22 protein-coding genes are annotated in these 26,734 nt (G+C 26.9%); 19 read left to right on the forward strand and 3 right to left on the reverse strand.

Annotated elements, in window-relative coordinates:
* Positions 1 to 158: 158 nt before the first annotated feature.
* From GOM42_RS03900 to GOM42_RS03950, 11 genes are all read left to right on the forward strand, one after another.
* Positions 159 to 1,334: an AI-2E family transporter gene (locus tag GOM42_RS03900; protein WP_003453008.1), complete on the forward strand. Its 1,176-nt coding sequence runs from the start codon at positions 159 to 161 to the stop codon at positions 1,332 to 1,334.
* Between the two features lie 198 nt (positions 1,335 to 1,532).
* The gene (gene zupT, locus GOM42_RS03905; RefSeq protein ID WP_003456958.1) at positions 1,533 to 2,372 is read left to right on the forward strand and encodes a zinc transporter ZupT; all 840 of its coding nucleotides are present in this window, start codon (positions 1,533 to 1,535) and stop codon (positions 2,370 to 2,372) included.
* A 187-nt stretch (positions 2,373 to 2,559) separates the two neighbouring features.
* Positions 2,560 to 3,324 (forward strand): DeoR/GlpR family DNA-binding transcription regulator, encoded by a 765-nt coding sequence (locus GOM42_RS03910; protein WP_011590328.1) that lies wholly within the window; start codon positions 2,560 to 2,562, stop codon positions 3,322 to 3,324.
* A 118-nt stretch (positions 3,325 to 3,442) separates the two neighbouring features.
* A complete protein-coding gene (locus GOM42_RS03915; protein WP_011590329.1) occupies positions 3,443 to 4,231 on the forward strand; it encodes a Cof-type HAD-IIB family hydrolase in 789 nt (262 codons plus the stop codon).
* Between the two features lie 203 nt (positions 4,232 to 4,434).
* Positions 4,435 to 5,457, forward strand: a complete 1,023-nt coding sequence (splB, locus tag GOM42_RS03920; protein ID WP_011590330.1) for a spore photoproduct lyase — start codon at positions 4,435 to 4,437, stop codon at positions 5,455 to 5,457.
* A gap of 663 nt (positions 5,458 to 6,120) precedes the next feature.
* Positions 6,121 to 8,205, forward strand: a complete 2,085-nt coding sequence (gene nanI / locus GOM42_RS03925) for an exo-alpha-sialidase NanI (protein ID WP_078233415.1) — start codon at positions 6,121 to 6,123, stop codon at positions 8,203 to 8,205.
* Positions 8,206 to 8,252: 47 nt separating this feature from the next.
* Positions 8,253 to 9,407 (forward strand): cyclically-permuted mutarotase family protein, encoded by a 1,155-nt coding sequence (locus tag GOM42_RS03930; RefSeq protein WP_110035009.1) that lies wholly within the window; start codon positions 8,253 to 8,255, stop codon positions 9,405 to 9,407.
* Between the two features lie 412 nt (positions 9,408 to 9,819).
* Entirely contained in the window at positions 9,820 to 10,647 is an 828-nt protein-coding gene (locus GOM42_RS03935) for an SDR family oxidoreductase (RefSeq protein ID WP_078233417.1), read from the forward strand.
* A 103-nt stretch (positions 10,648 to 10,750) separates the two neighbouring features.
* Positions 10,751 to 11,215 (forward strand): N-acetyltransferase, encoded by a 465-nt coding sequence (locus GOM42_RS03940; RefSeq protein WP_004460028.1) that lies wholly within the window; start codon positions 10,751 to 10,753, stop codon positions 11,213 to 11,215.
* 373 nt (positions 11,216 to 11,588) lie between these two features.
* Positions 11,589 to 11,765 carry a hypothetical protein gene (locus tag GOM42_RS03945; protein WP_003452895.1) on the forward strand — a complete coding sequence of 59 codons (177 nt, stop codon included), beginning with the start codon at positions 11,589 to 11,591 and terminating at the stop codon, positions 11,763 to 11,765.
* 127 nt (positions 11,766 to 11,892) lie between these two features.
* The gene (locus tag GOM42_RS03950) at positions 11,893 to 12,576 is read left to right on the forward strand and encodes a diphthine--ammonia ligase (protein WP_011590334.1); all 684 of its coding nucleotides are present in this window, start codon (positions 11,893 to 11,895) and stop codon (positions 12,574 to 12,576) included.
* A gap of 213 nt (positions 12,577 to 12,789) precedes the next feature.
* Here the strand turns inward: GOM42_RS03950 and GOM42_RS03955 are convergent, their stop codons facing one another.
* Entirely contained in the window at positions 12,790 to 13,686 is an 897-nt protein-coding gene (locus GOM42_RS03955) for a LysR family transcriptional regulator (protein ID WP_252597703.1), read from the reverse strand.
* Between the two features lie 349 nt (positions 13,687 to 14,035).
* Here GOM42_RS03955 and GOM42_RS03960 point away from each other — a divergent pair, with 349 nt between their 5' ends.
* From GOM42_RS03960 to GOM42_RS03970, 3 genes are all read left to right on the forward strand, one after another.
* On the forward strand, positions 14,036 to 15,736 hold the full coding sequence (locus GOM42_RS03960; protein ID WP_003472186.1) for an FAD-dependent oxidoreductase: 1,701 nt from the start codon (positions 14,036 to 14,038) through the stop codon (positions 15,734 to 15,736).
* A gap of 105 nt (positions 15,737 to 15,841) precedes the next feature.
* On the forward strand, positions 15,842 to 17,128 hold the full coding sequence (locus GOM42_RS03965) for a YeeE/YedE family protein (protein ID WP_061426674.1): 1,287 nt from the start codon (positions 15,842 to 15,844) through the stop codon (positions 17,126 to 17,128).
* An 87-nt stretch (positions 17,129 to 17,215) separates the two neighbouring features.
* Positions 17,216 to 18,547, forward strand: coding sequence for an APC family permease (locus GOM42_RS03970; protein WP_078233418.1), 1,332 nt, complete (start codon positions 17,216 to 17,218; stop codon positions 18,545 to 18,547).
* Between the two features lie 157 nt (positions 18,548 to 18,704).
* Here GOM42_RS03970 and GOM42_RS03975 read toward each other — a convergent pair whose 3' ends face one another.
* Both GOM42_RS03975 and GOM42_RS03980 read right to left on the reverse strand, forming a co-directional pair.
* A complete protein-coding gene (locus tag GOM42_RS03975) occupies positions 18,705 to 19,367 on the reverse strand; it encodes an elongation factor G-binding protein (RefSeq protein WP_003453093.1) in 663 nt (220 codons plus the stop codon).
* A 273-nt stretch (positions 19,368 to 19,640) separates the two neighbouring features.
* Positions 19,641 to 19,919 (reverse strand): CD3324 family protein, encoded by a 279-nt coding sequence (locus GOM42_RS03980; protein WP_003461479.1) that lies wholly within the window; start codon positions 19,917 to 19,919, stop codon positions 19,641 to 19,643.
* Between the two features lie 347 nt (positions 19,920 to 20,266).
* On the opposite strand from GOM42_RS03980, the gene trxA reads away from it, so the two are divergent.
* From trxA to GOM42_RS04005, 5 genes are all read left to right on the forward strand, one after another.
* A complete protein-coding gene (trxA, locus tag GOM42_RS03985; protein WP_042266153.1) occupies positions 20,267 to 20,581 on the forward strand; it encodes a thioredoxin in 315 nt (104 codons plus the stop codon).
* Positions 20,582 to 20,890: 309 nt separating this feature from the next.
* On the forward strand, positions 20,891 to 21,223 hold the full coding sequence (locus GOM42_RS03990) for a helix-turn-helix domain-containing protein (RefSeq protein WP_003457093.1): 333 nt from the start codon (positions 20,891 to 20,893) through the stop codon (positions 21,221 to 21,223).
* 26 nt (positions 21,224 to 21,249) lie between these two features.
* Positions 21,250 to 22,461, forward strand: coding sequence for a cytochrome c biogenesis protein/redoxin (locus GOM42_RS03995; RefSeq protein ID WP_078233420.1), 1,212 nt, complete (start codon positions 21,250 to 21,252; stop codon positions 22,459 to 22,461).
* 527 nt (positions 22,462 to 22,988) lie between these two features.
* Positions 22,989 to 24,710 carry an alpha/beta hydrolase fold domain-containing protein gene (locus GOM42_RS04000; protein WP_252597704.1) on the forward strand — a complete coding sequence of 574 codons (1,722 nt, stop codon included), beginning with the start codon at positions 22,989 to 22,991 and terminating at the stop codon, positions 24,708 to 24,710.
* A gap of 457 nt (positions 24,711 to 25,167) precedes the next feature.
* Positions 25,168 to 26,619, forward strand: a complete 1,452-nt coding sequence (locus tag GOM42_RS04005; protein ID WP_003457086.1) for a carbon starvation protein A — start codon at positions 25,168 to 25,170, stop codon at positions 26,617 to 26,619.
* Positions 26,620 to 26,734: the final 115 nt, after the last annotated feature.

Raw genomic sequence — 26,734 nt, forward strand, 5'->3', positions numbered from 1 at the left:
CTATTAAGGATAAAAGAAAATATTATTAACAAAAAGTTAACAATATGGTATATTTAAGTAGATATAAGTAGATATAAGTAGATATAAGTTATTTTCATTAATAATAAAATTATTTTTTTGAAAAGATGAAAAATATCTTAAAATAAGGAAGTGAAAATATGTTTTTTAATGATAAAAAGTTAAAAGGAGCCCTAATAGTTGTTACTTATGCTATTATTTTACACTTTGTATTTATGAAATACTCTACAGTATTTGGGGGACTAGGTTATATTACAAGTCTTGTTAAACCATTAATTTTAGGTATAGCAATAGCCTTTGTATTAAATATACCTATGAAGTTTTTTGAGAGAAAGTTATTTAGAAATTTAGAAAATAGCAAAAAATCATGGGTTAGAAGTGCAAAAAGACCTTTAGCTATTACAGTAACAATAATAGTTTTAGTTGGAGCCATAAGTGCCATAATCTTATTTGTTGTTCCTCAACTAACTTCAAGTGTAGTTAAACTTACAGAAAGTATTCCTACTTATTTAAAATCCTTTGAAGTTAATATGAATAATTATGCTGATTCCACAGTACTTTTAAGTAAAGTTTGGGATCAGGTTATGAATACTTGGCAAGAAATATTAAAAACAGTTACTCATTTATTTGGTGGAATTGCATCTTACCTTGTTGGCTTAACAGTAGATGTAACAACAGCTATAATTGATTTTTGTTTAGCTTTTGTATTAGCTATATACATGCTTTCAAGTAAGGAAAAATTAATATGTCAAATAAAGAAAGTTATGTATGCATATCTTAGAGGAGATATAGCAGATAAAATATTAGAAATTGGACAAACTACCAACAGAGTATTTTCAGGCTTTATTATTGGCCAATGTACCGAAGCACTGATAATAGGTACTTTATGCTTTTTAGGTATGTTAGTATTAAGAATGCCATATGCTTTCTTAATAAGTGTTCTTGTTGGTACAACAAGCTTAATTCCTATTTTAGGAGCATTTATAGGAACAATACCTTCATTTTTCTTAATATTTATAATAAATCCTATTAAGGCATTTTGGTTTATTGTATTTATATTCTGTCTTCAAAGAGTTGAAGGAGATTTAATTTATCCAAGAGTTGTAGGAGGATCTGTAGGATTATCATCCTTATGGGTAATGCTTGCAATTATGATTGGTGGTAGTGCCTTTGGATTTATTGGAATGTTAGTAGGAGTTCCAACAGCGGCTGTTATATACTGCGTATTCGGAAGTGTTACTAATAAGAGATTAAGCAAAAAAGGTATAAAAATAGATGAAGAAGAAATAGAAGACAGTGGAAAAATTCACGTATAAATAATAAAAGAAGGAATTTTATCAAAACTTTATTATAAAGTAGATATAATTCCTTCTTTTTATTTTTTTGAATATAGTATCTTAAATAAGGTTTTATGGGAGAGAGTAATTAAATAAGTGGACAAATGCAGAGTTATAGTTTATAATTGAAAATAATTATCAATTGATTACGGAGTAAGTATGAAAGGAGGAGATAATATGAATAATGTACTTATGGCTTTTCTATTAACTTTATTAGCGGGATTAGCTACTGGAATAGGAAGTTGCATAGCTTTTTTTGCAAAGAAGACTAATAAAAAGTTTTTGTGTGTAAGTTTAGGTTTTTCTGCTGGAGTTATGATTTATGTTTCAATGATAGAAATGTTTCAAACAGCTAAGGAATCCCTTGTTGGGGTTATGGGTATTAAGGCAGGAAATTGGATTACTGTTATTTCATTCTTTGCTGGTATAGCAATAATTGCTTTAATAGATAAATTTGTACCTGAAGAAGAAAATCCTCATGAGGTTAGAAGTGTTGAAGAAGTGGAAAATGAAATTGAGGAATATAATGGTGAAAATAAAGAGGGAAAAGTAGATATTAAAGATAAAACTCTTATGAGAACAGGAATAGTTACGGCTCTAGCTATAGCCATACACAATTTTCCAGAAGGATTAGCTACATTTGTTTCTGCACTAGAAGGAGCAAGCTTAGCAATTCCAATAACTATTGCTATAGCAATTCACAACATACCAGAAGGAATATCAGTATCTGTCCCTATTTTCTATGCTACTGGAGATAAAAAGAAAGCTTTTTTATATTCTTTCTTATCAGGTATGTCAGAACCAATAGGAGCGATAATAGGATATACTTTACTAAGAAATATTTTTAATGATATAACTTTAGGAATATTATTATCAGCAGTGGCTGGAATAATGGTTTTTATATCTTTAGATGAATTATTGCCAACAGCAAGAAAGTACGGGGAGCATCATTTGGCTATATATGGTCTGATTGCAGGAATGGTTGTTATGGCAGTTAGTTTATTATTATTTATATAGATTAATTTAAACCTTTGTTGATTTAAAGAGCTATTTCAACGGAGGTTTTTATTCATTATTGCTTTTTTAAAAATAAAAGAATATAATAATAAATAAGAATAAATGATAATAAAAGATACTAAATAATAAAAGATTATTCTTATTAATAAGGGGTTACTTAAGCGTAAAGGAATAGCGGTATATTGTAATGTTTATGGAAGAAAGATTAGAAGAGATTTTAAGAATATTAAAAAAGGATGGAAAAGTTTTAGTTAAAGATTTAAGTGTTAAATTTAATGTTACTGAAGGAATGATCAGAAAAGATCTACAAAAACTTGAGCAAGAAGGATTATTAAAAAGAACTTATGGTGGAGCTATATTAGAAAGACAAACTATTCATGATGATAATATAAAGCCTAGATTAATGAAAAACTTAGGTGAAAAGGACATTATAGCAAAATTAGCATTAAATGAAATTAAAGATGGAGATTTTATATTTTTAGATGCATCAACAACAAACTATTCAATTGCTAGTATGCTTTTAAATACAAAAAAGCAGGTAACTGTAGTAACAAATATGAATAGGATAGCAATACTTTTTGATTCACATTCATCTATAGATGTAATTTGTATTGGTGGTATTTATAATAAAAACTTAGGGGGAACTATAGGAAGTAAAGCTATAGAGGATGTTAAAAGTTATAGATTTCATAAGGCGTTTGTAGGGGTTGGAGGAATAAATTTAGTAGAAGACTTCATAAGTAACTTTAACTTAGAAGAAGCTAGTATGAAAAATGCTATAATTAAATCTAGCTTAAAAACTTATTTAGTTGCTGAAAATGAAAAGTTTTATATTGATGGTGTTTGTGAATTTGCTAAATGTGATGATATTGACTTTATAATAAGTGATAAAAAGCCTAATGAAGAAATTTTAAAGCTTTTAAAAGAAAGAAATATTTCTATAATATACTAGGACTTAATACTTTACATCTAAATTTATACTTTGATTATTTTAAATAAATTATTTTACAATTTATATTAAATATATAAAATTAACTTTAATTTATACTTTTACTTAGGAGGATATATATATGATAAAATTTATAGCAACAGATATGGATGGAACTTTATTAAATAGTAAGAAAGAGTTAAGTCCAGAATTCTATGATGTATTTGAGGAACTAAAGAAAAGAAATATACTTTTTGCAGCTGCAAGTGGAAGACAATATTATACTTTAGCTAAAGAGTTTAATGATATAAAAGAGGACATGCTATTTATTGCTGAAAATGGAACTTTTGTTGTTTATAAAGAAAAAGAACTTGTTGTTAATGGATTAGACAGGGAATTAGCTAATGAACTTATAAGAATAGGAAGAACTATAGAAAATTCAAATGTAGTTTTATGTGGAAAGAATTCAGCATATGTTGAAAGTAGTGATGAAAGATTCTTAGGAGAAGTTAGAAAATACTATGAAAGATGCGAAATAGTAGATGATTTAGAAAAAGTAGATGATACAGTTTTAAAAGTTACTATGTGTGATTTTAATGGTTCAGAAGAAAATAGTAATAAATATTTTGATAAGTATAGAGAGAAGCTTCAAGTAACTGTTTCAGGGGATATATGGTTAGATATAACTGCTGGAGGAGTTAATAAAGGAGTGGCCATAAAAGAAATTCAAGATCTTTTAGGAATAGACTTTAAAGAAACTATGGTATTTGGAGATTATTTAAATGATTTAGAAATGATGGAAAGTGCTTATCATAGTTATGCAATGGAAAATGCTCATGAAGATTTAAAGAAGGTTTCAAGATTTATAACTCATAAAAATAATGATGAAGATGGAGTTATGCATCAAATAAAAGAAGTTATAGGATTATAGAATAAATTAAAGAGTTGTATTAAATCAACTCTTTTTTTATTACTATTAATAGTATTTACTCCATAGGTGAAATTTTCTATATGTCATTTAAAATATAATACATTTTATATATGAAAATTAAGAATAATAGTAGTGTTTACTACTATTATTTTTTTTATTTATATTTAGTAAATTAAAAAATATTATGAATGGAGATAATGTTTATGTTTAAGCCAAAAAGAATTTTATTTGAGAAAAATTCATTAAATTATGAAATGGGAAGAAATATCTATAATTATTTTAAGGAATATAAAGATATAGAGATTATTGAGCTTAAAAATAATAGAATAAAGCAAAATATACCTGGAGATGATATAAAGGAATTTTATAAAGAAGGAAAGAGTACAATTGTTGTTGGGGTTAAGAGAGTAGGAAAATTTCAGTCTTGTAAACCATCAGCACATTGGCAATTACCATTACTAAGTGGCTGTGTTGGTAATTGTCAATATTGTTATTTAAATACTAATTTAGGGGATAAACCTTATGTAAAAATAAATGTTAATGTAGAGGATATATTAAATCAGGCTCAGAAATATATTGATGAAAGAAAACCTAATATCACCATATTTGAAGGTTCAGCCACATCTGATCCTATACCAGTTGAGCCATATACAAATTCCTTAAAGATAGCAATAGAATTTTTTGCAAATAATGATTTTGCAAGATTTAGGTTCGTAACAAAATATACAGATGTTGATTCATTATTAGGTTTAAATCATAATGGCAAAACAGAAGTAAGATTTACTATAAATACTGATTTTGTAATAAATAATTATGAGAGAAGAACAGCATCTCTTTGTGAAAGAATAAATGCCAGTGTGAAAATAGCTAAGGCTAATTATCCATTAGGATTTATAATTGCTCCGGTATTTATATATGAGGGATGGAAAGAGGATTATGAGAACTTATTAAAGGATTTAAAAGAAAAATTACCAAGGGATTTACAACACAAATTAACCTTTGAGGTTATTTCCCATAGGTATACTACAAGAGCTAAAAATATAATAATGGATATATTTCCAGATAATAAATTGCCTATGGATGATGAAAAGAGGACTTTTAAATATGGTCAATTTGGTTATGGAAAATATGTTTATAAAAAAGAAGATATACATGAAATAAAAGAGTTTTTTATGGAAATAATAGATAAATATTTTCCAATGAGTGAAATAAAATATATTATTTAAAAAATTAGTACACTTAGAGTTTTTAAAATGAGTTTGTTTAGTATAATTTTTTTAAGTATCTAAAATTAAAAGAAATTAAAAAAACACCTTTAAGTTTTAAGAAAATTATTTTCAATAAATTTTATTTGCGAAAATAATTTTCTTTTTATTTAGAGTTAAGAAATATTTTCTTTCTGTAACTCCAAGAGTAATTGTTTGTATAGCAGTAAAGGTTAGATAATAAGTAGTTTGAAATAAGGTTTATGTATCAATAATTAAAGAATAATAAGAAAGAATAAGAAAATTTTATAGAAAAACTTACCATAAAAATATCTTTATTATATTGAAATTTCTTTAGAAAAGGATTACGATGTTAAATATAAGAAAAATATTTTCAAATTATTCTTATTTTGAAAATACTTTTCATAAAAATGAAATATTTTAGTATTCAAATTTTAATCGTTGCATTTCAAGAAGTATATTCATAAAAGATTTAAGGAGAACTAAGAGTAAAAATCTTTTTTCAAATTAAGGCAAAATTCTACTAAAAGAAGCATTTAAGATATTCTATGTTATAAATCCAAAGTTACAAATACAATAATAAAAATTTTACTTCGTATGTCATAGTATTTTAAATTAATACTATTTCAAAATAATAAAAAATTATTTATGGGAGGATGTAAAATGAATTACAAAGGGATAACTTTAATTTTAACAGCTGCTATGGTTATAAGTGGTGGTAATTATGTATTGGTTAAAGGAAGTACTTTAGACTCAGGGAAAAATAATAGTGGGTATGAGATTAAAGTAAATAATAGTGAAAATTTAAGTTCACTAGGAGAATATAAGGATATAAATTTAGAAAGTTCAAATGCTTCTAATATTACTTATGATTTAGAAAAATATAAAAATTTAGATGAAGGTACTATTGTTGTAAGATTTAATTCCAAAGATTCTAAAATACAAAGCTTATTAGGAATAAGTAATAGCAAGACTAAAAATGGATATTTTAATTTTTATGTTACTAATTCAAGAGTTGGTTTTGAGCTTAGAAATCAAAAAAATGAGGGAAATACACAAAATGGAACTGAGAATCTAGTACATATGTATAAAGATGTTGCTTTAAATGAGGGGGATAATACTGTTGCCTTAAAGATTGAAAAAAATAAAGGTTATAAGCTTTTCCTTAATGGAAAAATCATAAAAGAAGTTAAAGATACAAATACAAAGTTTTTAAATAATATAGAAAATTTAGATAGTGCTTTTATTGGAAAAACTAATAGATATGGACAATCTAATGAATATAATTTTAAGGGCAATATAGGTTTTATGAATATATATAATGAACCTTTAGGCGATGATTATTTACTTAGTAAGACTGGAGAGACAAAAGCTAAAGAAGAAGTTCTTGTAGAGGGAGCTGTAAAGACAGAGCCAGTTGATTTATTTCATCCAGGATTTTTAAATTCTAGTAATTACAGAATACCAGCCTTATTTAAAACAAAAGAAGGAACTTTAATAGCTTCAATAGATGCAAGAAGACATGGAGGGGCCGATGCTCCTAATAATGATATAGATACAGCAGTTAGAAGAAGTGAAGATGGAGGGAAAACTTGGGATGAAGGACAAATAATAATGGACTATCCTGATAAATCCTCTGTTATAGATACAACTTTAATTCAAGATGATGAAACAGGAAGAATATTCTTGTTAGTAACTCATTTCCCTTCAAAATATGGTTTTTGGAATGCTGGATTAGGAAGTGGATTTAAAAATATTGATGGAAAAGAATATTTATGTCTTTACGATTCATCAGGTAAAGAATTTACTGTAAGAGAAAATGTAGTATATGACAAAGATGGCAATAAAACAGAATATACAACAAATGCTTTAGGAGATTTATTTAAAAATGGAACTAAGATAGATAATATAAATTCTAGTACAGCACCTTTAAAAGCAAAAGGGACAAGCTATATAAATCTTGTATATAGTGATGATGATGGAAAGACTTGGAGTGAGCCACAAAATATTAATTTCCAAGTTAAAAAGGATTGGATGAAGTTTTTAGGAATAGCTCCAGGTAGAGGAATACAAATAAAAAATGGAGAACATAAAGGAAGAATAGTAGTTCCTGTTTACTATACAAATGAAAAAGGTAAACAATCTAGTGCTGTAATATATAGTGATGATAGTGGTAAGAATTGGACAATAGGAGAATCTCCAAATGATAATAGAAAATTAGAAAATGGAAAAATAATAAATTCTAAAACCTTATCAGATGATGCACCTCAATTAACTGAATGTCAAGTAGTAGAAATGCCAAACGGTCAACTAAAATTATTTATGAGAAATTTAAGTGGATATTTAAATATTGCTACAAGTTTTGATGGGGGAGCTACTTGGGATGAAACAGTAGAGAAAGATACTAATGTTTTAGAGCCATATTGCCAACTAAGTGTTATAAATTATAGTCAAAAGGTAGATGGAAAGGATGCTGTTATTTTCTCAAATCCAAATGCAAGAAGTAGATCAAATGGTACTGTGAGAATTGGATTGATTAATCAAGTTGGAACATACGAAAATGGTGAACCTAAATATGAATTTGATTGGAAATATAATAAATTAGTTAAACCAGGTTATTATGCTTATTCTTGCTTAACAGAATTAAGCAATGGAAATATTGGATTATTATATGAGGGTACACCAAGTGAAGAAATGTCTTATATTGAAATGAATTTAAAATATTTAGAGAGTGGAGCTAATAAATAAGAAATTATTAAAAATATTATTTTATGGTTTGAAAGGGGTAAAAGATTATGAAAAAGATATGGAAGTATGGGGTATTACTTGCATTACCATTAGTTTTAGCGGGATGTGGAAATAAGCCTTCAGAGGGTAGTAATAAAAATAAAGAAATTACTTCAATTAAGTGGACTGTTGATGGAGCGTTAGAGGCTCAAAAAGGTCAAAGCAAAAATATAGGAACAGCAGGGTTACTTTATGGTAAAACAAAAGATTATATAGTTGTGGGAGGTGGAGCTAACTTTCCAGAGGAGCCAGTAGCAAAAGGAGGAGCTAAAAAGCTTTATCCTGATATATATGTATTAAAAAATGAAAATGGAGATTTAAAGCAAGTAGATCATACAACATTAGATTATGAAATAGGTTATGGAAGTTCCATAACTACTGAGGAAGGAATTTATTATGTAGGTGGAAGTCCTAATAAAGAAGAAGGAAATAACGTTTCTCTTATTACAACTGATGAAAAAGGTAAAATTGGTTTAAAGCATATTGGAGATTTACCTTTTACATTTAGTGATGGCTTTGCAGTTAAAAAAGATAAAGATATTTATTTAGGACTTGGAAAACAAGATGGAAAAGCTAGTAATAAGGTTTATAAATTTAATGTTGAAACAGGAAAAACAGAAGAATTAAAGGAAATACCAGGAGAACCTACTAGAAATCAAGCCGTTGCTCAATTATTAGGTGACGATATATACGTATTTAGTGGTGGAGATAAAATTGCTTACACAGATGGTTATAAATATAGCATTAAAGATAATTCATGGACTCAAGTAGCTGACGTTAAGATAGGAAGTGAAGAAATTTCACTTTTAGGTGCTAATTCAGTTAAATTAAATGAAGATGAAATGCTTGTTATAGGTGGATTTAATAAAGCAGTTTATGATGATGCTGTAAAAAATTTAAATACATTAAAAGATGAAAGTCTAGCTGAATTCAAGAAAGAGTATTTTGAAAGAGACCCTCAAGATTTTGCTTGGAATACAAAAGTTCTAATTTATAACTCAAAGAATAACGAGTGGAAGTCAATTGGAGATGTACCATTTAATGCTCCATGTGGAGAAGCATTAATATTAGATGGAGATAATATCTTCTCAATAAATGGAGAAATCAAACCAGGAATTAGAACAAATAAAATTTATTCAGGTGAATTAATATATAAAAAGTAAATAAAATGAGATTGAGAAAGTAAAAAAAATAGGCGTGTATCAAAATACAATAAAACTTACAGCTTCTAATAGTTGTTAGATCAGCTTTAGAATGTATGTGAGTTTTAAGGAAATTTATTTTGATACATGCCTTTTTAGTCGTTCAATTATAATCTTTGATATTTTAATGAATAACTTAAGAGAAGATAATATTTTGATTTAGGGAAATTTTTTATAAATAAAATTAAATTTTTTGTTGGGTGTATTAGATAGCTTTATTAAATTCATTTATTGGTTTTTTAGTTTATAGGTATAGAATTTGTTGTTATAGGAAAAATAATTTCATTATATAAAGTAAGTAATATGGTTATTAAAGGTTATTTTTAGTGAGGTTTTAGATTTATATACTTAATATTTTTAGTAGGAGGATAAAATGAATAAGAAAGTTATTTTAATTACTGGAGCTAGTTCGGGGATAGGTTATTCAACTGCTAAATTATTATTAGAAGACGGACATATAGTATATTGTACTGCAAGAAGAGTAGAAAACATGAGAGAACTTCAAAGGTTAGGTGGAAAGATAATATTTTTAGATGTTAAGGATGAAAGGGCAGTACAAAAAGTTGTAAATACTATAATTAGAATGGAATCTAGAATAGATGTGGTTTTTGCTAACTCTGGATATGCCTGTGCTGGGGCATTAGAAACTGTAAATATAGATGATGCAAGGGAAGAATTTGATGTTAATTTGTTTGGAGTAGCAAGAGTGATTAAGGCTGTAATGCCTCAAATGAGAAAACAAAAATATGGATATATTATTGTTACTTCTTCTCTAGTTGGAATAGTTTCAACCCCTATGATGTCATTTTATCCAGCATCCAAACATGCTTTAGAGGGAATGATAGATGGGTTTAGAATGGAAAATAAGGAAAGTGGAATTAAAATAGTGAAAATACAACCTTCATTTATTAATACAGAATTTATTAATCCTTTTATGAATTCACTTAATAAAGCATCAAAAGCTAAAAATGCTGAGGCTTATAAGAAGGAGTTTGAATTTTTTAGAAAGAGTTCTACTAAATTAATTCTTAGTTCGCCACCTCCAGAAAAGGTAGCTAAAGTTGTATCAAAAATAATTTCTAAGAAAAACCCTAAAAAACATTATTCTATAAATATTGATTGTAAGTTATGTAAATTAATAAAAAGATTTTTAGGAGATTCTGCAATAGATAAATTAATGGCTAAAACATTTTTTAGATAAGATATTGAATAAGCTAATAAATTTTTTATAAAATTAAGATACAAAGTATAAAAAAGATATTTTTACAAAGGACTAGATAATTTAAAGAGGTTATAGGAATAGTATGGGGGAAAGAGTTTTGGAAATTAGAGAACTTAAAAATTGTGAAATAGATGATATTATGAAAATTTGGTTGGAGAGTACAATAGAAGCTCATTATTTTATTAAAGAAGAATATTGGAAGAAAAATTATGAAGTTGTAAGAGATATTTATATTCCAATGGCTAAAACTTTTGTTTACTGTGGTGAAGGGAAAATAAAGGGATTTATAAGTATAATAGATAGTAACTTTATAGGTGCTTTATTTGTTCACACTAAAAGTCAAGGACGTGGAATAGGAAAAAGCTTACTTGAATATGTTAAAAATAGATATGAAAATATAGAATTAGCTGTTTATAAAGATAATAAAAAGGCAGTTGAATTTTATAAGAAACATGATTTTAAAATAATAAAAGAGCAAGAAAACGAAGATTCAGGTCATTTAGAATATTTAATGTCATATTCTAAAAATAGTAGTAAGAACCAATAAAAATTATTAACACTTAAGTTTATTGTAAATGGGCTTAGGTGTTTTTTATTAGTATTTATAATGAAGAAATTAGATTTAGAAAGAGGTTAAACTTAGAAAGAGGTTAAATTTTGTAGAAATTAAAAATTTATAAAACTAATTAGTTAAGGGGGTTAATTGATAACTTTTTATATGAATATAGAAATATGTAGTGTAATTGTGCAATAATTTACATATAGGAAAAATTATATGGAATGCATAAAAATAAATCTTATTATTATATTTTTTATAAAGCATTTATGTATAAATTAAGTAAAATACAGACTTAGGTTATGAAATGCATGATATATAAATAGGCTATGAAATACATGAGATATAAAAAGGAGAGAGAAAAATGAAAAAATGTTTATATTGTGGAAAAGATTTAGAGAAAGAACCAAAAGAAAATTATATAGAAAATAAAGTAGGATATTTTTGTAGTGAAGATCATTTTGATAAATACATACTTTCCTTAACTCCTGAAGAGTACATAGAAGTTCAAAACTCTTTCTGCGTATGTAGTGATGATTAATAAAGATAGGTTTTATACTTAAAGGAATTTTGAGTTTATAGGAAATTTAATTTAAAAAACTATTTTTTTATAAGGAAGGAGAAGCTACTTAATAGATAATATATTTTTTTAGTAGCATTAGTAAAGTATGAAAAAATGGAGTAATGGTGCAAAAGGTAAAAAATTTATAGCATCATATAGTGGTGGTAAAGATAGTACTTTAGCTTTATATAAAGCTATGCAAGAAGGAAAAGCTATAGGGATAATTGTAATGATGGAGGAAGATGGAGAGAGATCAAGAGCACATAGTCTATTTCCATCTGTATTGAAAGCACAAGCAGAGGCTATTGGATTACCTTTGTTTACAGCAGTTACAAATTGGGATGACTATGAAAAAGTTTTTGTGAAGAAATTAAAAGAAGCAAAAGATTTAGGGGCAGAAGTGCTTGTTACAGGGGATATTGATGTTCCAGAAGAGGAATGTTGGCATGAAAGGGTTACTAATAGTATTGGACTTGGACTAGGTATGCCACTTTGGAGAAAGAATCATAAAGAAGTAGTGGAAGAGTTTGTAAATTTAGGCTTTGTAACAAAAATTGTTACTGTTAACCTAAATAAAGGAATGAAAAAAGAAGACCTTGGAAGGATTCTTACCTTTGATTATATTAAAGAGTTAGAAGAAAGAGGAATTGATCCTTGTGGTGAAGCAGGTGAATTTCATTCAACAGTTATAGGTGGTCCACTTTTTAAAAAAGAATTAAGAGTTAAACATGGAGAAATTATATCAGAGGGAAACTATATGTATTTAACTTTAGAGTTAGAGAACCTTTAGTTATTAGAGAAGTAGTATTTAGAGGTATAATTTATTACTAAGGAGAAAATAATGAGTAAAAAAAGTTATAATAAACCTATCTTAAAAGGAATTTCAATAATTATAATAGTAAAAAATTATATCTCGCTTTTTAATTAAAGTTAATAATATTAGTAAATAAGAGTCAAGGTAAGTTTTATAAGACTTATCTTGACTCTTTATAATTAAACAATATTAGTAACAAAAACACCTTTTTTTTGAGATTAGAAAATCTACAAATTTTTGTTCATAATAATCTAATTTATAGTTTTTTCTAAGTGCAATATAGTATTGGAAAGGAAGTTTTAAATCATTTATATCGATTTTCTTTAATTCACCACTTCTCAATTCATGGTTTAAAGAAATTGCAGGTAAAAATGAATATCCTTGTCCAAAAGATACAGAAGATTTTATTGATTGAGGAGAATTAAGTGATAAAACAAAATTAAGATTATCTATATTAATTTTATTTTTCTTTAAGCTTGATTCTACCAATAATTTATTAGCTGATCCATCTTCTCTTGTTATTAAAGGAAGTTTATAAAGTTCTTCAACATTTACTGATTTAAATGAAGTATTTCTACCACCAACTAAAACTAGCTTATCAGTCATCAATGGAATAAGTTCTAAGTTTTTACAATCACTAGGTTTACCTTGAATAATGCCTATATTTGTTTCATGATTAGTTAATTTTTTTAATATATCTGAGGTATTATCTATTTCCATAGAGATATCAGTCTTATAATGAATTTCTTTAAATGTATATATACTGCAAGGCATTACATGCTCACCTAAACTTTTACAACAAGAAATAATAAGTTTTGAATTAATATTTTTTAATTCATCTAATTTTTTTTGTAGGTTATCTTCTATGGATAACATTGATTCAGCAAATTCAAAGATTATTTCACCAGCACTTGTTAAACTTACTCCTGTATTACTTCTATTTAAAAGTTTAAAATTTATATCATTTTCAAGTTTTTGAATTTGCATACTAACTCCTGGTTGAGTTAAATGCAATTGTTTTGCAGCTTTAGAAATACTATTACACTTAACTGTTGTATAGAAAGATCTAAGATAAGTTAAATTCATGAGTTCACCTCCTAAATATTGTTTTACTATTTATATTAAAGGTAGTCTTTTTATTATTTCATACTTTTATATAAAAATAATGAAGTTTTCTAGATAATTTTAAAAGTTTAGTTTGTTAAAATAATTAACATTAAAAAATAAATAGTATTATATAAATCAATTTTAAAGTAAATTCTTTGTTTAAAGCAAGGTATATAACAAAGTGTTATTAAGTATAACATACTTTTATTATGGTATAAACCTAGTTATATGATACTATCAAGTAGAGGTAATTAAATTACACACATATTAGATAAAAATTTAACAAAGAGAATTTGTTTAGATATTCACTAAGAAAGGTGGAAATATAATGAGTAAAAAGATAGTTATTGTTGGAGGAGTAGCAGGTGGAGCTTCAACAGCAGCAAGACTTAGAAGATTAGATGAAAACAATCAAATAATAATGTTTGAAAGAGGGCCTCACGTATCCTTTTCAAACTGTTGTCTACCATACTATTTAAGTGGAAAAGTTGAAAATCATGAAGATTTAGTTCTTATGACTCCTGAAAAATTTTATAGCCAATATAGAATTGATGCGAGAGTTTATACAGAAGTAGTATCAATTAATAGAAAAGCTAAAGAAGTAACAGTAAGAAATGTAGTAAGTGGACAAGAATATACTGAAAGCTATGACAAATTAGTTCTTTCACCAGGAGCAAAGGCTATAGTACCACCAATAAAAGGAATTGAAGATGTTAATGTATTTACAGTTAGAAATGTTGTGGATATAGCAAAATTAGATTCTTTTATAAAGGATAATAATAGTAAGAACATATCAGTAATAGGTGGAGGATTTATAGGAGTTGAAGTTGCAGAGAATTTACATGAAGCTGGATATAACGTAACTTTAATAGAAGCAATGGATCAAATAATGAAGCCATTTGATTATGATATGGTTCAAGTTTTACATAAAGAAATGTATGATAAGGGCGTAAATTTAATAGTTGGAGATAAAGTAAGCTCTTTTGAAAGTGGAAAAGTAGTATTAGAATCAGGAAAGAAAATAAATTCAGATGCAGTTGTTATGGCTATAGGAGTTGCACCAGAAACAGATTTAGCTAGGGAAGCTGGGTTAGAAATTGGACAAACTGGAGCAATAAAAGTTAATCAAAATTATTTAACTAATGATAAGGATATATATGCAGTTGGAGATGCTGTGGAAGTTTATAATTCATTAACAAACTCAATATCTAGATTACCATTAGCGGGACCCGCACAAAAACAAGCGAGAGCAGTAGCAGATCATATACATGGAAGACCATCAAGAAATAGTGGATATATAGGTTCATCCTGTGTTCAAATATTTGATTATAATGGAGCTTCAACAGGCTTAACAGAAGGTCAAATAAAAGCTATGAATTTAAGCTTAAACTATGATGTTGTAAGGGTTATACCTCAAGATAAGGTAGGATTAATGCCAGGAAGTGAGCCATTACATTTTAAATTAATATTTGAAGTTCCAACAGGAAGAATTTTAGGAGCACAAGCAATTGGTAAAGGAAATGCAGATAAGAGAGTTGATATAATAGCTACCTTAATAAAAATGGGTGGAACTGTAGAAGATTTAAAAGATTTAGAGCTTTGTTATGCCCCTCCTTTCGGAACAGCTAAGGATGTAGTAAATCATGCTGCATTAGTTGCATCAAATCTTTTAGAAGGAACATTTAAACAAGTTTATGTACATGAGGTAAGGGATTTAGTTGAAAGTGGAGCATGTATAATAGACGTTAGAGAAGTAAGTGAATATGAAGCAGGACATATAAAAGGAGCCAAAAATCTTCCTTTAAGTGAAATAAGAGATAGATTAGATGAAATACCAACTGATAGACCAGTTTATTTACATTGTAGAAGTGCTCAAAGAAGTTATAATGCATGTTTAGCATTACAACATTTAGGATTTGATAACATTTATAATGTATCAGGTGGATTCATGGGAATAAGCTTCTATGAATACTATAATGATAAAGTTCAAGATAGAGAGCCTATAGTTACAGAATATAATTTTAATTAGAGTAAATCCATGGTGTTTTAATTAATTTTAAAACACCATGATAAAAAATAATATTATTAAAAATAAAATAGTTTGTTAATTAACAAATTAATAGGGGGAATTAAGTTGAAGAAATATACGGAATATATTATTGGATTTATATTACTAGCAGCAATAATAATAATAGGTAAAATTAATCTTGGTAGTTCAATGCTATTTTTTAGATTACTTGCAGGTTTAGGATTAGGATATGCTCTTACAAGATCATTCTTTGGATTTGCAGGTGGAGTAAACAGAAGTTATAAGACAGGATCTACAAAATTAATGAGAATGTTAATGATATTATTTGTAGGAACAGCAATAGTAAGTGTTTGTTTCTTTATAGGACAAGACCCTACAGAATATGACTTATGGGTTAATCCAATTAACTTAGGACTTATATTAGGTGGATTATTATTCGGATTTGGTATGGCATTCTCTAGTTGTTGTGCATCAGGGGTTCTTACTGACGTAGTAACAGGATTACCACGTGCTTTCATAACATTAATATTCTTTGGAATGGGAGTATATTTAGGATTCCCAGTTCAAAACTCAGCATCTTGGGTAAAAGATACAATGATATGTACAGGAACATTTGAAAATGGTGTATTCTTACCAGACTTATTTAAATGGGATGGTTTAGAAGGATATTTAGGAGCAATAATAGTAACTATTATCTTAGCTTGCTTAACAATTTGGGTGGCAAAGTTATATGAAGAAAAGAGAAAAGCAAATAATACTTATACTGGAGTTGACACAGAAATTCTTCAAGAAAAGAAACATGAAGAAAAAGGTGAATTTAAATTATTTAGTGAAGCTACATATGAAAAGTTATTTGTAAGACCATGGACTCTTGCTACTGGAGCTTTAGTAATAGGAGGTATATTCATACTATTAATGGGAGTAACTAAAGCAGGATGGGGAGCATCAACACCTTATGGATTCTGGTTTGGTAGAGCACTTGTAGCTGTTGGAGTTTCACCAGAGAGTGTAGCAACTTTTGCAGGAAAACCAGTAGAAATGTTTACGGCTCCATTTTTCTCAAATGGAATGAATGTACAAAACTTTGGTATAATATTAGGAACATTAGTTGCGTTACTTTTAGCTGGAAGCTTCAAGAAAACTTTCAAAGCTGGTTTACAAATAAGTTTTAAAGAAGCTTTATTATACATCGTTGGTGGTTTTGCCATGGGATTCGGAACAAGATTATCAAATGGATGTAACGTAGGAGCACTTTATACACCAATAGCTAACCTTTCATTATCAGGTTGGATATTCCTTGTATTCTTAGTAGTAGGAGGAGTTTTAGGAAATATAGTTTATAAAAAGATTATGGGTAATAAGTGTTGTAAAGTAGAAGTTAATAATAAATAGAGATAAAAAATAGTTTAAAAAGCTATAATTGGTTAATATAAAATAAACTAATTATAGCTTTATTTTCTTAAATGGATGGAGATAATGATGAAAGAAATTAAACTAAGTAGAATAGATATATTTTCTATAGTTTTGGGAGCCATAATTGGATGGGGATCATTTATGCTACCTGGAACTAAATTTTTAAAGGAGTCTGGAGTAATAAATACTTTCTTAGGGCTTTTTTTAGGGGTAATATGTATAATTATTATTGAAAAAAATTATTTAATAATGATGCAAACTCACGATGAAGAGGGAGGAGAATTCTCTTTTACTTATAATAATTTAGGGAAAAAACATGGGTTTATTGTTGGATGGTTTTTAACTTTGGCTTATTTTACAATGATTCCATTAAATGCAACTGCATTTCCACTTGTAATCAAGAAGATATTTGGTGGGATTTTAGAATTTGGTTATTTATATAATGTAGCTGGATATAATATTTATCTAGGAGAAATATTAACATCAAGTATAATAATAATTGCTTTTGCAGCATTAAATTTAAATGGGATAAAGAAAACAAGTAAAGTTCAGAACTTAATAATTTTTAGCTTAATATCAATGACTTTTATTGTTTTAGTTGGCATGATAATTAAAGGAAACAGAATAGATTTTATTAATACATATATTAATAAATATTCTTTTGATTTAAGTCAAATAATAAAAGTATTTGCTATAACACCTTTTGCTTTTATAGGCTTTGATGCTATTCCACAATTAAGTAAAGAATTAAACTTTTCTAAGAAAAAGGCATCAAGGGTAGCAGTGATTTCCTTAGTTATGGGTGCATTAATTTATAATATATTAAATATTATAACTGCCTTAGCTTATTCACCAGAACAAGCAAGTTCTTTAGAATGGGCAGCAGGAAGTGCTGTATTGAGAACTTTAGGCAAAGGAGCCTTCTTTTTACTTATAATAGCTTTAACTGCCGCTGTGTGGAGTGGAATAAATGGATTTATGATTTGTAGTTCAAAATTATTAGGATCTATAGCAAATTATAAAATGCTTCCTTCTAAGATGGGAAAGATAAATAAAAATGGAGTCTTTAGTAATGCTATAATTTTCATAACTATAGTAAGTTTAATAGCCCCTTGGTTTGGGAGACAAGCAATAATTTGGATTGTAGATATGTCCTCTTTAGGAGCATCAGTTGCATATTTTTATGTTTCTTTTATAGTTTTAAAAGAATCTAAAAATACTAAAGATAAAATTTTATCGGGAATAGGAGTGATAATAAGTATAATTTTTATGCTTTTATTAATTTTACCTATTTCACCAGCAGCCTTGTCTAAAGAATCTTTAATAGCTTTAATAGCATGGTGTATAATAGGTTTTATTGCATACTATAAAATTCAAAAGGATAATATAGAAGTATAACCTTATTTTATGATAAATAAAACATATAAAGTTATTTAGTTAATATTTAAAATAGAAAATATCATCTTGAAACAAACATGAAAATAACCTAAGGTAAGTATTATAAGCCTTAGGTTATTTTTTGATATTATCAATATTACACTTTGTAAGATTTCAATTATTTCTTAATATTATTAACATCTTTCAAAAGTTTTTCAAGCTTATCAGTTGAAGTAATTCTTTCATTACATTTTTCACTGTCTAGGCAAATATCAAAACCTATTGATCTATAAGTTCCTTGCTCTGGATTAGAAGTTTTACAGATAGCTGAAACAAACGCTACTTCAGTATCATTTCCAATATGGTTACAAAGAGTACAAATGTGATTATTGCTTGAATTATAGCTTGGTATTTTACATGCCATACCAGTAAGCTTACCATTTAAGTTATATGCTATAAATAACTTTCTACTTCCCTCATCAATCCATCCTAAGTAAACTTTTTTTGAGCTTTCAAAGTCTAAATTAGGAATTTTTAATTTTTTTTCTTTTCTAAATAATTTAGTAATTGCATTGCTTTTAATAGCAGTCATTCCATAGACATATTCATTTAAATCCTCTAAATATTTATCAATATGTAGTGGATCAGTTATTTTATTAATATCAATTAATTCTTTTTCTTCATTAGATAATTCTGAAAATCTACTTAATATTTTTTCATTTATATACGCTTTATTTGTTTCTATAATATTAGGATCAGTACAGTTTCTTAGGGTACCATGTAAATCAGTGATGCATTTTTTTATAAAATTAAAATCTTCTTTTTTTATAAAAGGTTTCATTAAATATACCTCCTTTTAGAAATTTGATTTTTTATATTATATATTAACTATTAAATTCATAGATAAAATTAAATAATAACTAAAATAAAAAATGATTATTATTACTCAAATTAGAGAAATAATAATCATCTATATTTAAAATGTAATATATTCATAATCATATTATTTAATAGCTTGTTTTAAATTTAGATGTTATTACTTTAAGTACTGCTTTAATGAGATAATAACATCTTTTAAAATAAGTATTCAATCTAATAATTAATTCTGTAATGATTATGAGCATAGTTTCTTTTTATCACTTATAATTCTTCTTATACTTTTCTCAGAAAGAAAGTACTCTTTTGCAAGAGTATTTATGGAGGTTCCGTCTTTATATTTTTTGAATATCTCAGTATTTCTAGCATTAAGGCTTTTTCTTATTCCACTATTTTCACCCCAAGCTTTTTGATTTTCATTCTTTCTTGGAATATAAAGATATTTTCCATCCACATATTTTTGTAATATTTCAATGATTTCCTCTGGTAACACATCTTGTGCTTTTACATATTTCATTTCCTTGCTCCTTTAATTTACATAATATTATTGAAGCAAAGAATACTAAAAGCTATGTGTCACAGAACCTAATTTATATTCAGCTAACTCAATACATTAGGCTCCAAACAAAGCATAGCTTACTCTTAGTAATCTTTGCAAGGAGCAAGATGATTTATAACTGAATGTATTATTTACCTTCAAGAAAAACACCTCCTTTATTTAATGTGTATTATATCACATTAAATTTAAGTGGTAACTAAAAAGTGCCTAATTGTTAAAAAATCATATGTTGATAGAATTAAGCTAGAGATTAAAGAGATTCTGTTTTAGAAATGAAATATGAATTTAAAAATGGAGGCATGAAAATGGTAAAACATATAAATCAAGATGAATTTGAAAAGGAAGTACTAAATGAAGAAGGAGTAGTTGTTGTTGATTTCTTTGCAACTTGGTGTGGACCTTGTAAAATGCTAGCACCAGTTTTGGATGAAGTACAAGATGAAATGAAGAATGTAAAAATAGTTAAAATAGATATAGATGAAAATTCAGATAAGGCTTCTGAATATGGAGTTAAAAATATACCAACAATAAAAATATTTAAAAATGGAGAAGAGATTACTACAAATGTAGGATTTGTACCTAAAAATTTATTAAAAGAGATGATAGAAAAAACTTTATAATTACTTATTAAGTTATATAAATATTTATTTTGGATAGTCTTTTAGATATTAAGATATTTTTTAATCTACTTAGTCAAAACTACTTTGAAATATGGTATATAATTCACATTTAATAAAGATATTGATTTAATTAGTAAATATGGCTTTGTTTTAGGAAGAAGTTAATTTATCAAATTTAACTAATAGCTAATACAAGGCCATAAGTAATATATAGACTTATTTAAAATAAATTCATAATATTTACATATACTTTTAGTAATTTTAGGTTGAATTTTAATTATGTTTTATAAGGAATTGAGGAGGATAAAAATGTATAAAGTAGAGAATGATACTTATGAGTGTCCAGTTGAAGCCTTATCAAATATTTTAGGAAGAAAATGGGTTGCTGAGATAATATGGGGAATTAAAGATAATAAGGTTAGGTTTGGAGAATTACAAAGATTATTAAAAGGATGTAGCAAAAAGATGCTAAGTCAACAATTAGAATTATTAATGGAAAATAACATAATAATTAATGATAAAAAAACTATAAATAATATAGTTGAATCAACTTATTATTTAAGTGAATCTGGGATGTTGTTATTACCTATTTTAGAGAAGATGATATCTTGGGGAAACATAAATTTATCTTGTGAGGGATAAGTAGAAATAAAGGGGGAAAAGGTTTAGTGGAAAATATTAATTTCTTTATTGTTTTTATAGAGGGAATCTTATCAATTTTCTCGCCGTGTATATTGCCAATACTACCAATATACTTAAGTATGTTATCTAATAGTAGTGTAGAGGATATAAGGGATTCTAATTTTAAAAGTGGTGTTTTAATAAGAAATACATTATTCTTTACTTTAGGAATATCAACTACATTTTTTATATTAGGTTCATCAATAAGTGCTTTAAGCTCATTCTTTAATACTAACAAGAATATTATAATGATTTTAGGTGGAGTTATTATATTATTCATGGGCTTATTTTATTTAGGTGTAATAAACTTAAATATATTAAACAGAGAAAAAAGATTGAATTTTAAATATAAGAATATGTCACCATTATCAGCCCTTGTGTTAGGATTTACATTTAGTTTTGGATGGACACCATGTATAGGTCCTATATTAGCATCAGTTCTTGTAATGGCATCAAGTTCAAAAAATCTATTAATGTCTAACTTATTAATATTAGTTTATACAATTGGTTTTATATTGCCATTTATAATAGCATCATTATTCTATGGTAAATTATTTAAAAAGTTCGATGGAATAAAGAAGCATATGGACTTAATTAAGAAGATAAGCGGAATTTTCATCATAATAGCTGGTTTAATAATGCTTGTAGGTGGAATAAGAAATATGAATAATGAGATAAAGATTAATAATAACCCTCAGATAAATAAGAGCGAAAGTGTAAATAAAGATAGTAAAAATGAAAGTGACAATAAGAAGCAAGAAGAGGAAAATAAAATTCCTCCAATAGATTTTACTTTATATGATCAGTATGGGAATAAACATACTCTTAGTGAATATAAAGGAAAAACTATATTCTTAAATTTCTGGGCAACTTGGTGCCCGCCATGTAGAGGAGAAATGCCTTATATAGATGAGCTTTACAAAGAATACAATGAAAATAAAGATGATGTTGTAATCCTTGGAGTAGCTTCACCTAATTTAGGAAGAGAAGGTTCAGAAGATCATATAAAGAATTTCTTGAAAGAAGAAAATCATGTTTTTCCAGTTGTACTTGATGAAAATGGAGCTATGGTTTACCAGTATGGAATAAATGCTTTTCCATCAACTTTCATTATAAATAAAGAAGGATATATAACTAAATATATTCCAGGTGCAATGACAAAGGAAACCATGAAAACTTTAATTGAAAGTGAAAGATAACAATGGGATTATTACAGTATTATTAAGTTTAAAGTTTGCTTTATTGAACTTAGAATCTTATTTGGATATCTTAATTAATTTATTGTTATTAAATCTTAAGACAATTATATAAAAGAGATTAAATCTCATATAGAAATAGAATTTATAAGAGCTTAAGTAGTTTCTTACATCCTAAAGAGTTATATTTAGATAGTTAGTTAAAACTATTAAGAATTTATAGTTATACAAATTTAAAATTTTCATATCAATATTTCATTTAAAAGTACTGTATCAAAACAATTTAATAAAATCTATATATTATGATAATAAAAATTTTTTAATACTAATTTATAGGTTTTATAATTGAGTTTTGGTGCAGTTTTTTATTATACTTAAATAAAGATTAGTTATAATAAATTAATCGTAAGACTTAAGTATAGTGCTAAAAAATCATCTTTAACTAAATGGGTATAATAAAATAGTTTTAAGGTGGTTAAATAATTAAAAGGTTATTAGTTTTATTTAAAAAGAGAGGAAATGAGGTTAAAATGGACAAAAATTTAAAGAGTTTTAATGGGATTAAAGTAACAGAGGACAATTTAACTGGAATAGCTAAAGCAAATTTTAATACTGAACAAGGAGTTAGAAACCTAGTACTTTGGGGAAAAGAAGTAGATGAAAATTCTTATTTATCTCTAGGAATTTTAAAAAGATTACATAAATATTATGGCACTGATAATTCAGAAATAAAATTTGAAAAAGTATTATCTGATAGATTTGATGAAGAGGTTTTCAATAAGAATAATGCTAATTTAGTTTTAGTTGTAAATAGTATTAATGACTTAATTAGGTTAGAGTGCAATAAATTAAAAGAAGATGAGGAAAATTTAAATCTAATTATAAAAAGATTTGTGAGATTAATAGAGATTGCTCATAAAAATAGGGCGAGAATTATATTTACAACAATACCTCCATTTAGTGGTGAAAATAAAAATTTAGAGTATGTAAGAAATGAAATAAACTCTTGGATTAAAAAGAGTACATTTTTAGATGGATATTTAGATTTAGACAAAATTGTTGAAAAGAGACTAGGTGTTTCTAAAGATAAGAAAGAGATTAATTATGATAAAGAATTAGAAGAATATATAGTAGAAAATATTTCTTTAGATTATATTGTAGAAAGACTTAAACCTTTTGAGCTTGACCACATGAGCCAAAGTGATTTAATAAAAGCAATGAATGAGAATGCAAGATTTATTAATGAAGATGGTGTTGATATTTTAGTTAAGCCAATACCAGATCCAGTTAAAGGGACAAGAATAGATAGAAGAATTAAATATTTTGATGAGTATAAAAGACCTAAAAGATCAGGAAATCCTTATGTATTTGCAGGGGAAGCAGTTGGAGATATGAGAGATAATATGGGATTATTAAATTTAAATCTCTGCAAAAGTAATATATTGATGAGTAAAGAAAATATAAATGGAGTTAATTGCAGAGTTTATAAGAAAGAAGGATTAAAAGAAAATTTACCATGTATAGTTTATATACATGGAGGTGCATTTATTGGAGGAAGCTTAGATGTTTCTGAAAATCCTTGTAAACTTATAGCTGAGGGAATTAATGGGATTGTAATAAGCGTTGATTATTCCTTGGCACCAGAAAAGCCATATCCTCTAGGATTAAATGATTGTAAAAAAGTTGTTGAATATATTGAAGAAAATAATTTTTTATATGGAATAGATAAAAATAAAATAGGAATAGTAGGGGAAAGTGCAGGAGCTAATTTAGCAACAATTGTGGCTAATGAGAATTCAAATATAAAGTTTCAAGGGCTTGTATATCCTGTAGTTACTTTTGTAGAGAAAAATCCATTTTTTAATTGGGATATAGATTTATATGAGAATCCATATAAGGAAGAAAAAATATATAATTTTATTAATTCTTTAAGAAATTGTGAGGATTTAGTACAAAGACTTTACATACAAAGAGAGTTAGATCCTAGAAGAGAAGATTTATCACCGATATTTAATAAAAATCTTTCAAAGGCTAAAAAAACATTAATTGCAGTTTCTGAATATGATTATTTAAGAGTACAGGGAGAAGCTTATGGTAAGCTTATTCATAAAGCAGGAGTAGAAACAAAAATAATAAGATATGAAGGGGTAAACCATTCGTTTTTAGATAACCTTGGAATATACCCTCAAGCAGAAGATACAATAAATGAAATTGTAAAAGAGTTTCTAGATACTATAGGAAATAAATTTTAATTGAAGTTATAAAAATAATGTGTGTATTAAAAGGCTACAAGAAAACTTATAGTGGTTTGTGGATTATTAAAGACTATTAATAAGTTTTGTTTGCTAAGCTTTTAATATACACTTTTTTATTATTAGAATTATATTGTAAACTAAGATGGTTATTTTTATCTAATAGTATAGAGAATTTTAAAGGAATTATAAATGATTTTGTTTTAAAGTATAATATTAAATTTAAATAAATAAAAATCACATTAAAGCAGCATAAATAACAAGGAGTGAATTAACTTTAAAAAGCAACTTTGAAAAAAATAGTAAATAGTCAAAATTCAAAGTTATTACCTAAAATTTCAAGAGTATTCAGTCTGAAAAGGCTATTTTATGGTAAAAAAGAATTATAAATACGTTTTCTAAAAGGGGTATAATTAAATTGTAACAATTAATTCAATTAACGAAGGGGATGAGAAAAATGATATCATTTTTATTATCATTAGTATTATTAATTGTGGGCTACTTTACTTATGGAAAATTTGTGGACAAGACCTTTGGTACAAATGATTCAATTGAAACACCTGCTGAGTCTATGGCAGATGGAGTAGACTATGTACCAATGAGTTGGCCAAGAATTTTTTTAATTCAGTTTCTTAATATTGCTGGGCTTGGACCTATATTTGGAGCCATAGCTGGAGCATTATGGGGACCTGTAGCATTTTTATGGATAGTTTTTGGATGTATATTCGCAGGAGCTGTTCATGACTATTTCACAGGAGTTTTATCTATAAGAAATAAAGGGGTATCAGTTGCTGAACTTGTAGGTAAATATCTTGGAGAAATACCAAGAAAAATAATGGTTATATTTTCTGTAGTATTATTAATTTTAGTTGGGGTAGTTTTCTTAACAGGCCCAGCAGATCTTTTAAAAACTTTAACAGGAATAGACAGAGATATATTTATAGTTATTATAGTCGTATATTATATAGCGGCCACTGTTTTACCAGTAGATAAGGTTATAGGAAAAATTTATCCTATATTTGGACTTTGTCTTTTAATAATGGCTGTAGGAATAGGTGCTGGAATTGTAATTGAAGGATATAATATTCCAGAAATTCAATTAGCAAACTTCCATCCAGAAGGAACACCAATATTCCCATTCTTATTTATAACAATAGCTTGTGGAGCTATATCTGGATTCCATGCTACACAATCACCTATTATGGCTAGATGTGTAAAAAAAGAATCAGAGGCAAGAAAAGTATTCTATGGTGCAATGATTGCAGAGGGAGTTATAGCCTTAGTTTGGGCAGCGGCAGCTATGTCCTTCTTTGGTGATACAAATGGATTACAAGAAATTTTAAAAGCTGGAGGACCAGCCACTGTAGTTAATACTATTTCTAATACAGTAATGGGAAAAGTAGGTGCCGTATTAGCAATATTAGGGGTAGTAGCTTGTCCTATATCTTCAGGCGATACAGCTTTCAGAAGTGCTAGACTTACAATTGCTGATGCTTTTAAACTTAAACAAGATAAGGTTATTGATAGATTTAAGATAGCCATACCACTATTTGTTGTGGGTATAGCATTAACTTTTATTGATTTTGGCATAATATGGAGATATTTCTCATGGTCAAATCAAACTTTAGCAATGATAATGCTTTGGGCAGCATCTGCTTATATGTTAAAAGCTCATAATAATTATTGGATAACCTTAGTGCCAGCAGTTTTCATGTCAGCAGTTACTTGTTCATATATATTACAAGCTCCTGAAGGATTTAGATTAAATGCAACATTTTCTAATATAGCAGGTGTGGTATTTGCCTTAGTTCTTTTTGGAATTTTCATTAAGTATTGTAAAAAAGAAAATAATGAAAATTGTGAGATTGTAGAAATTGAGGAAGTAGAAGAGGTGATTAAAAATAAATAAGACACCAAACAATTAAATATATTATAATTCTACAAATAATAAGAACAAATTCAGCTAATATTTACATATTGTATATTAAGAGATTTTTAGATTAATTTCTTAAATATATAGTATA

Origin of the sequence: Clostridium sp. 16K-1-R1, assembly GCF_023921145.1 — a bacterium.
In the GTDB taxonomy this organism is placed as follows: domain Bacteria; phylum Bacillota; class Clostridia; order Clostridiales; family Clostridiaceae; genus Sarcina; species Sarcina perfringens.

Bases quoted from the DNA above. Each gene is read 5' to 3' on its own strand.
- GOM42_RS03900 (WP_003453008.1), top strand. From the start codon at position 159: ATGTTTTTTAATGATAAAAAGTTAAAAGGAGCCCTAATAGTTGTTACT.
- zupT (WP_003456958.1), top strand. From the start codon at position 1,533: ATGAATAATGTACTTATGGCTTTTCTATTAACTTTATTAGCGGGATTA.
- GOM42_RS03910 (WP_011590328.1), top strand. From the start codon at position 2,560: ATGTTTATGGAAGAAAGATTAGAAGAGATTTTAAGAATATTAAAAAAG.
- GOM42_RS03915 (WP_011590329.1), top strand. From the start codon at position 3,443: ATGATAAAATTTATAGCAACAGATATGGATGGAACTTTATTAAATAGT.
- splB (WP_011590330.1), top strand. From the start codon at position 4,435: ATGTTTAAGCCAAAAAGAATTTTATTTGAGAAAAATTCATTAAATTAT.
- nanI (WP_078233415.1), top strand. From the start codon at position 6,121: ATGAATTACAAAGGGATAACTTTAATTTTAACAGCTGCTATGGTTATA.
- GOM42_RS03930 (WP_110035009.1), top strand. From the start codon at position 8,253: ATGAAAAAGATATGGAAGTATGGGGTATTACTTGCATTACCATTAGTT.
- GOM42_RS03935 (WP_078233417.1), top strand. From the start codon at position 9,820: ATGAATAAGAAAGTTATTTTAATTACTGGAGCTAGTTCGGGGATAGGT.
- GOM42_RS03940 (WP_004460028.1), top strand. From the start codon at position 10,751: ATGGGGGAAAGAGTTTTGGAAATTAGAGAACTTAAAAATTGTGAAATA.
- GOM42_RS03945 (WP_003452895.1), top strand. From the start codon at position 11,589: ATGAAAAAATGTTTATATTGTGGAAAAGATTTAGAGAAAGAACCAAAA.
- GOM42_RS03950 (WP_011590334.1), top strand. From the start codon at position 11,893: ATGAAAAAATGGAGTAATGGTGCAAAAGGTAAAAAATTTATAGCATCA.
- GOM42_RS03955 (WP_252597703.1), bottom strand. From the start codon at position 13,686: ATGAATTTAACTTATCTTAGATCTTTCTATACAACAGTTAAGTGTAAT.
- GOM42_RS03960 (WP_003472186.1), top strand. From the start codon at position 14,036: ATGAGTAAAAAGATAGTTATTGTTGGAGGAGTAGCAGGTGGAGCTTCA.
- GOM42_RS03970 (WP_078233418.1), top strand. From the start codon at position 17,216: ATGAAAGAAATTAAACTAAGTAGAATAGATATATTTTCTATAGTTTTG.
- GOM42_RS03975 (WP_003453093.1), bottom strand. From the start codon at position 19,367: ATGAAACCTTTTATAAAAAAAGAAGATTTTAATTTTATAAAAAAATGC.
- GOM42_RS03980 (WP_003461479.1), bottom strand. From the start codon at position 19,919: ATGAAATATGTAAAAGCACAAGATGTGTTACCAGAGGAAATCATTGAA.
- trxA (WP_042266153.1), top strand. From the start codon at position 20,267: ATGGTAAAACATATAAATCAAGATGAATTTGAAAAGGAAGTACTAAAT.
- GOM42_RS03990 (WP_003457093.1), top strand. From the start codon at position 20,891: ATGTATAAAGTAGAGAATGATACTTATGAGTGTCCAGTTGAAGCCTTA.
- GOM42_RS04000 (WP_252597704.1), top strand. From the start codon at position 22,989: ATGGACAAAAATTTAAAGAGTTTTAATGGGATTAAAGTAACAGAGGAC.
- GOM42_RS04005 (WP_003457086.1), top strand. From the start codon at position 25,168: ATGATATCATTTTTATTATCATTAGTATTATTAATTGTGGGCTACTTT.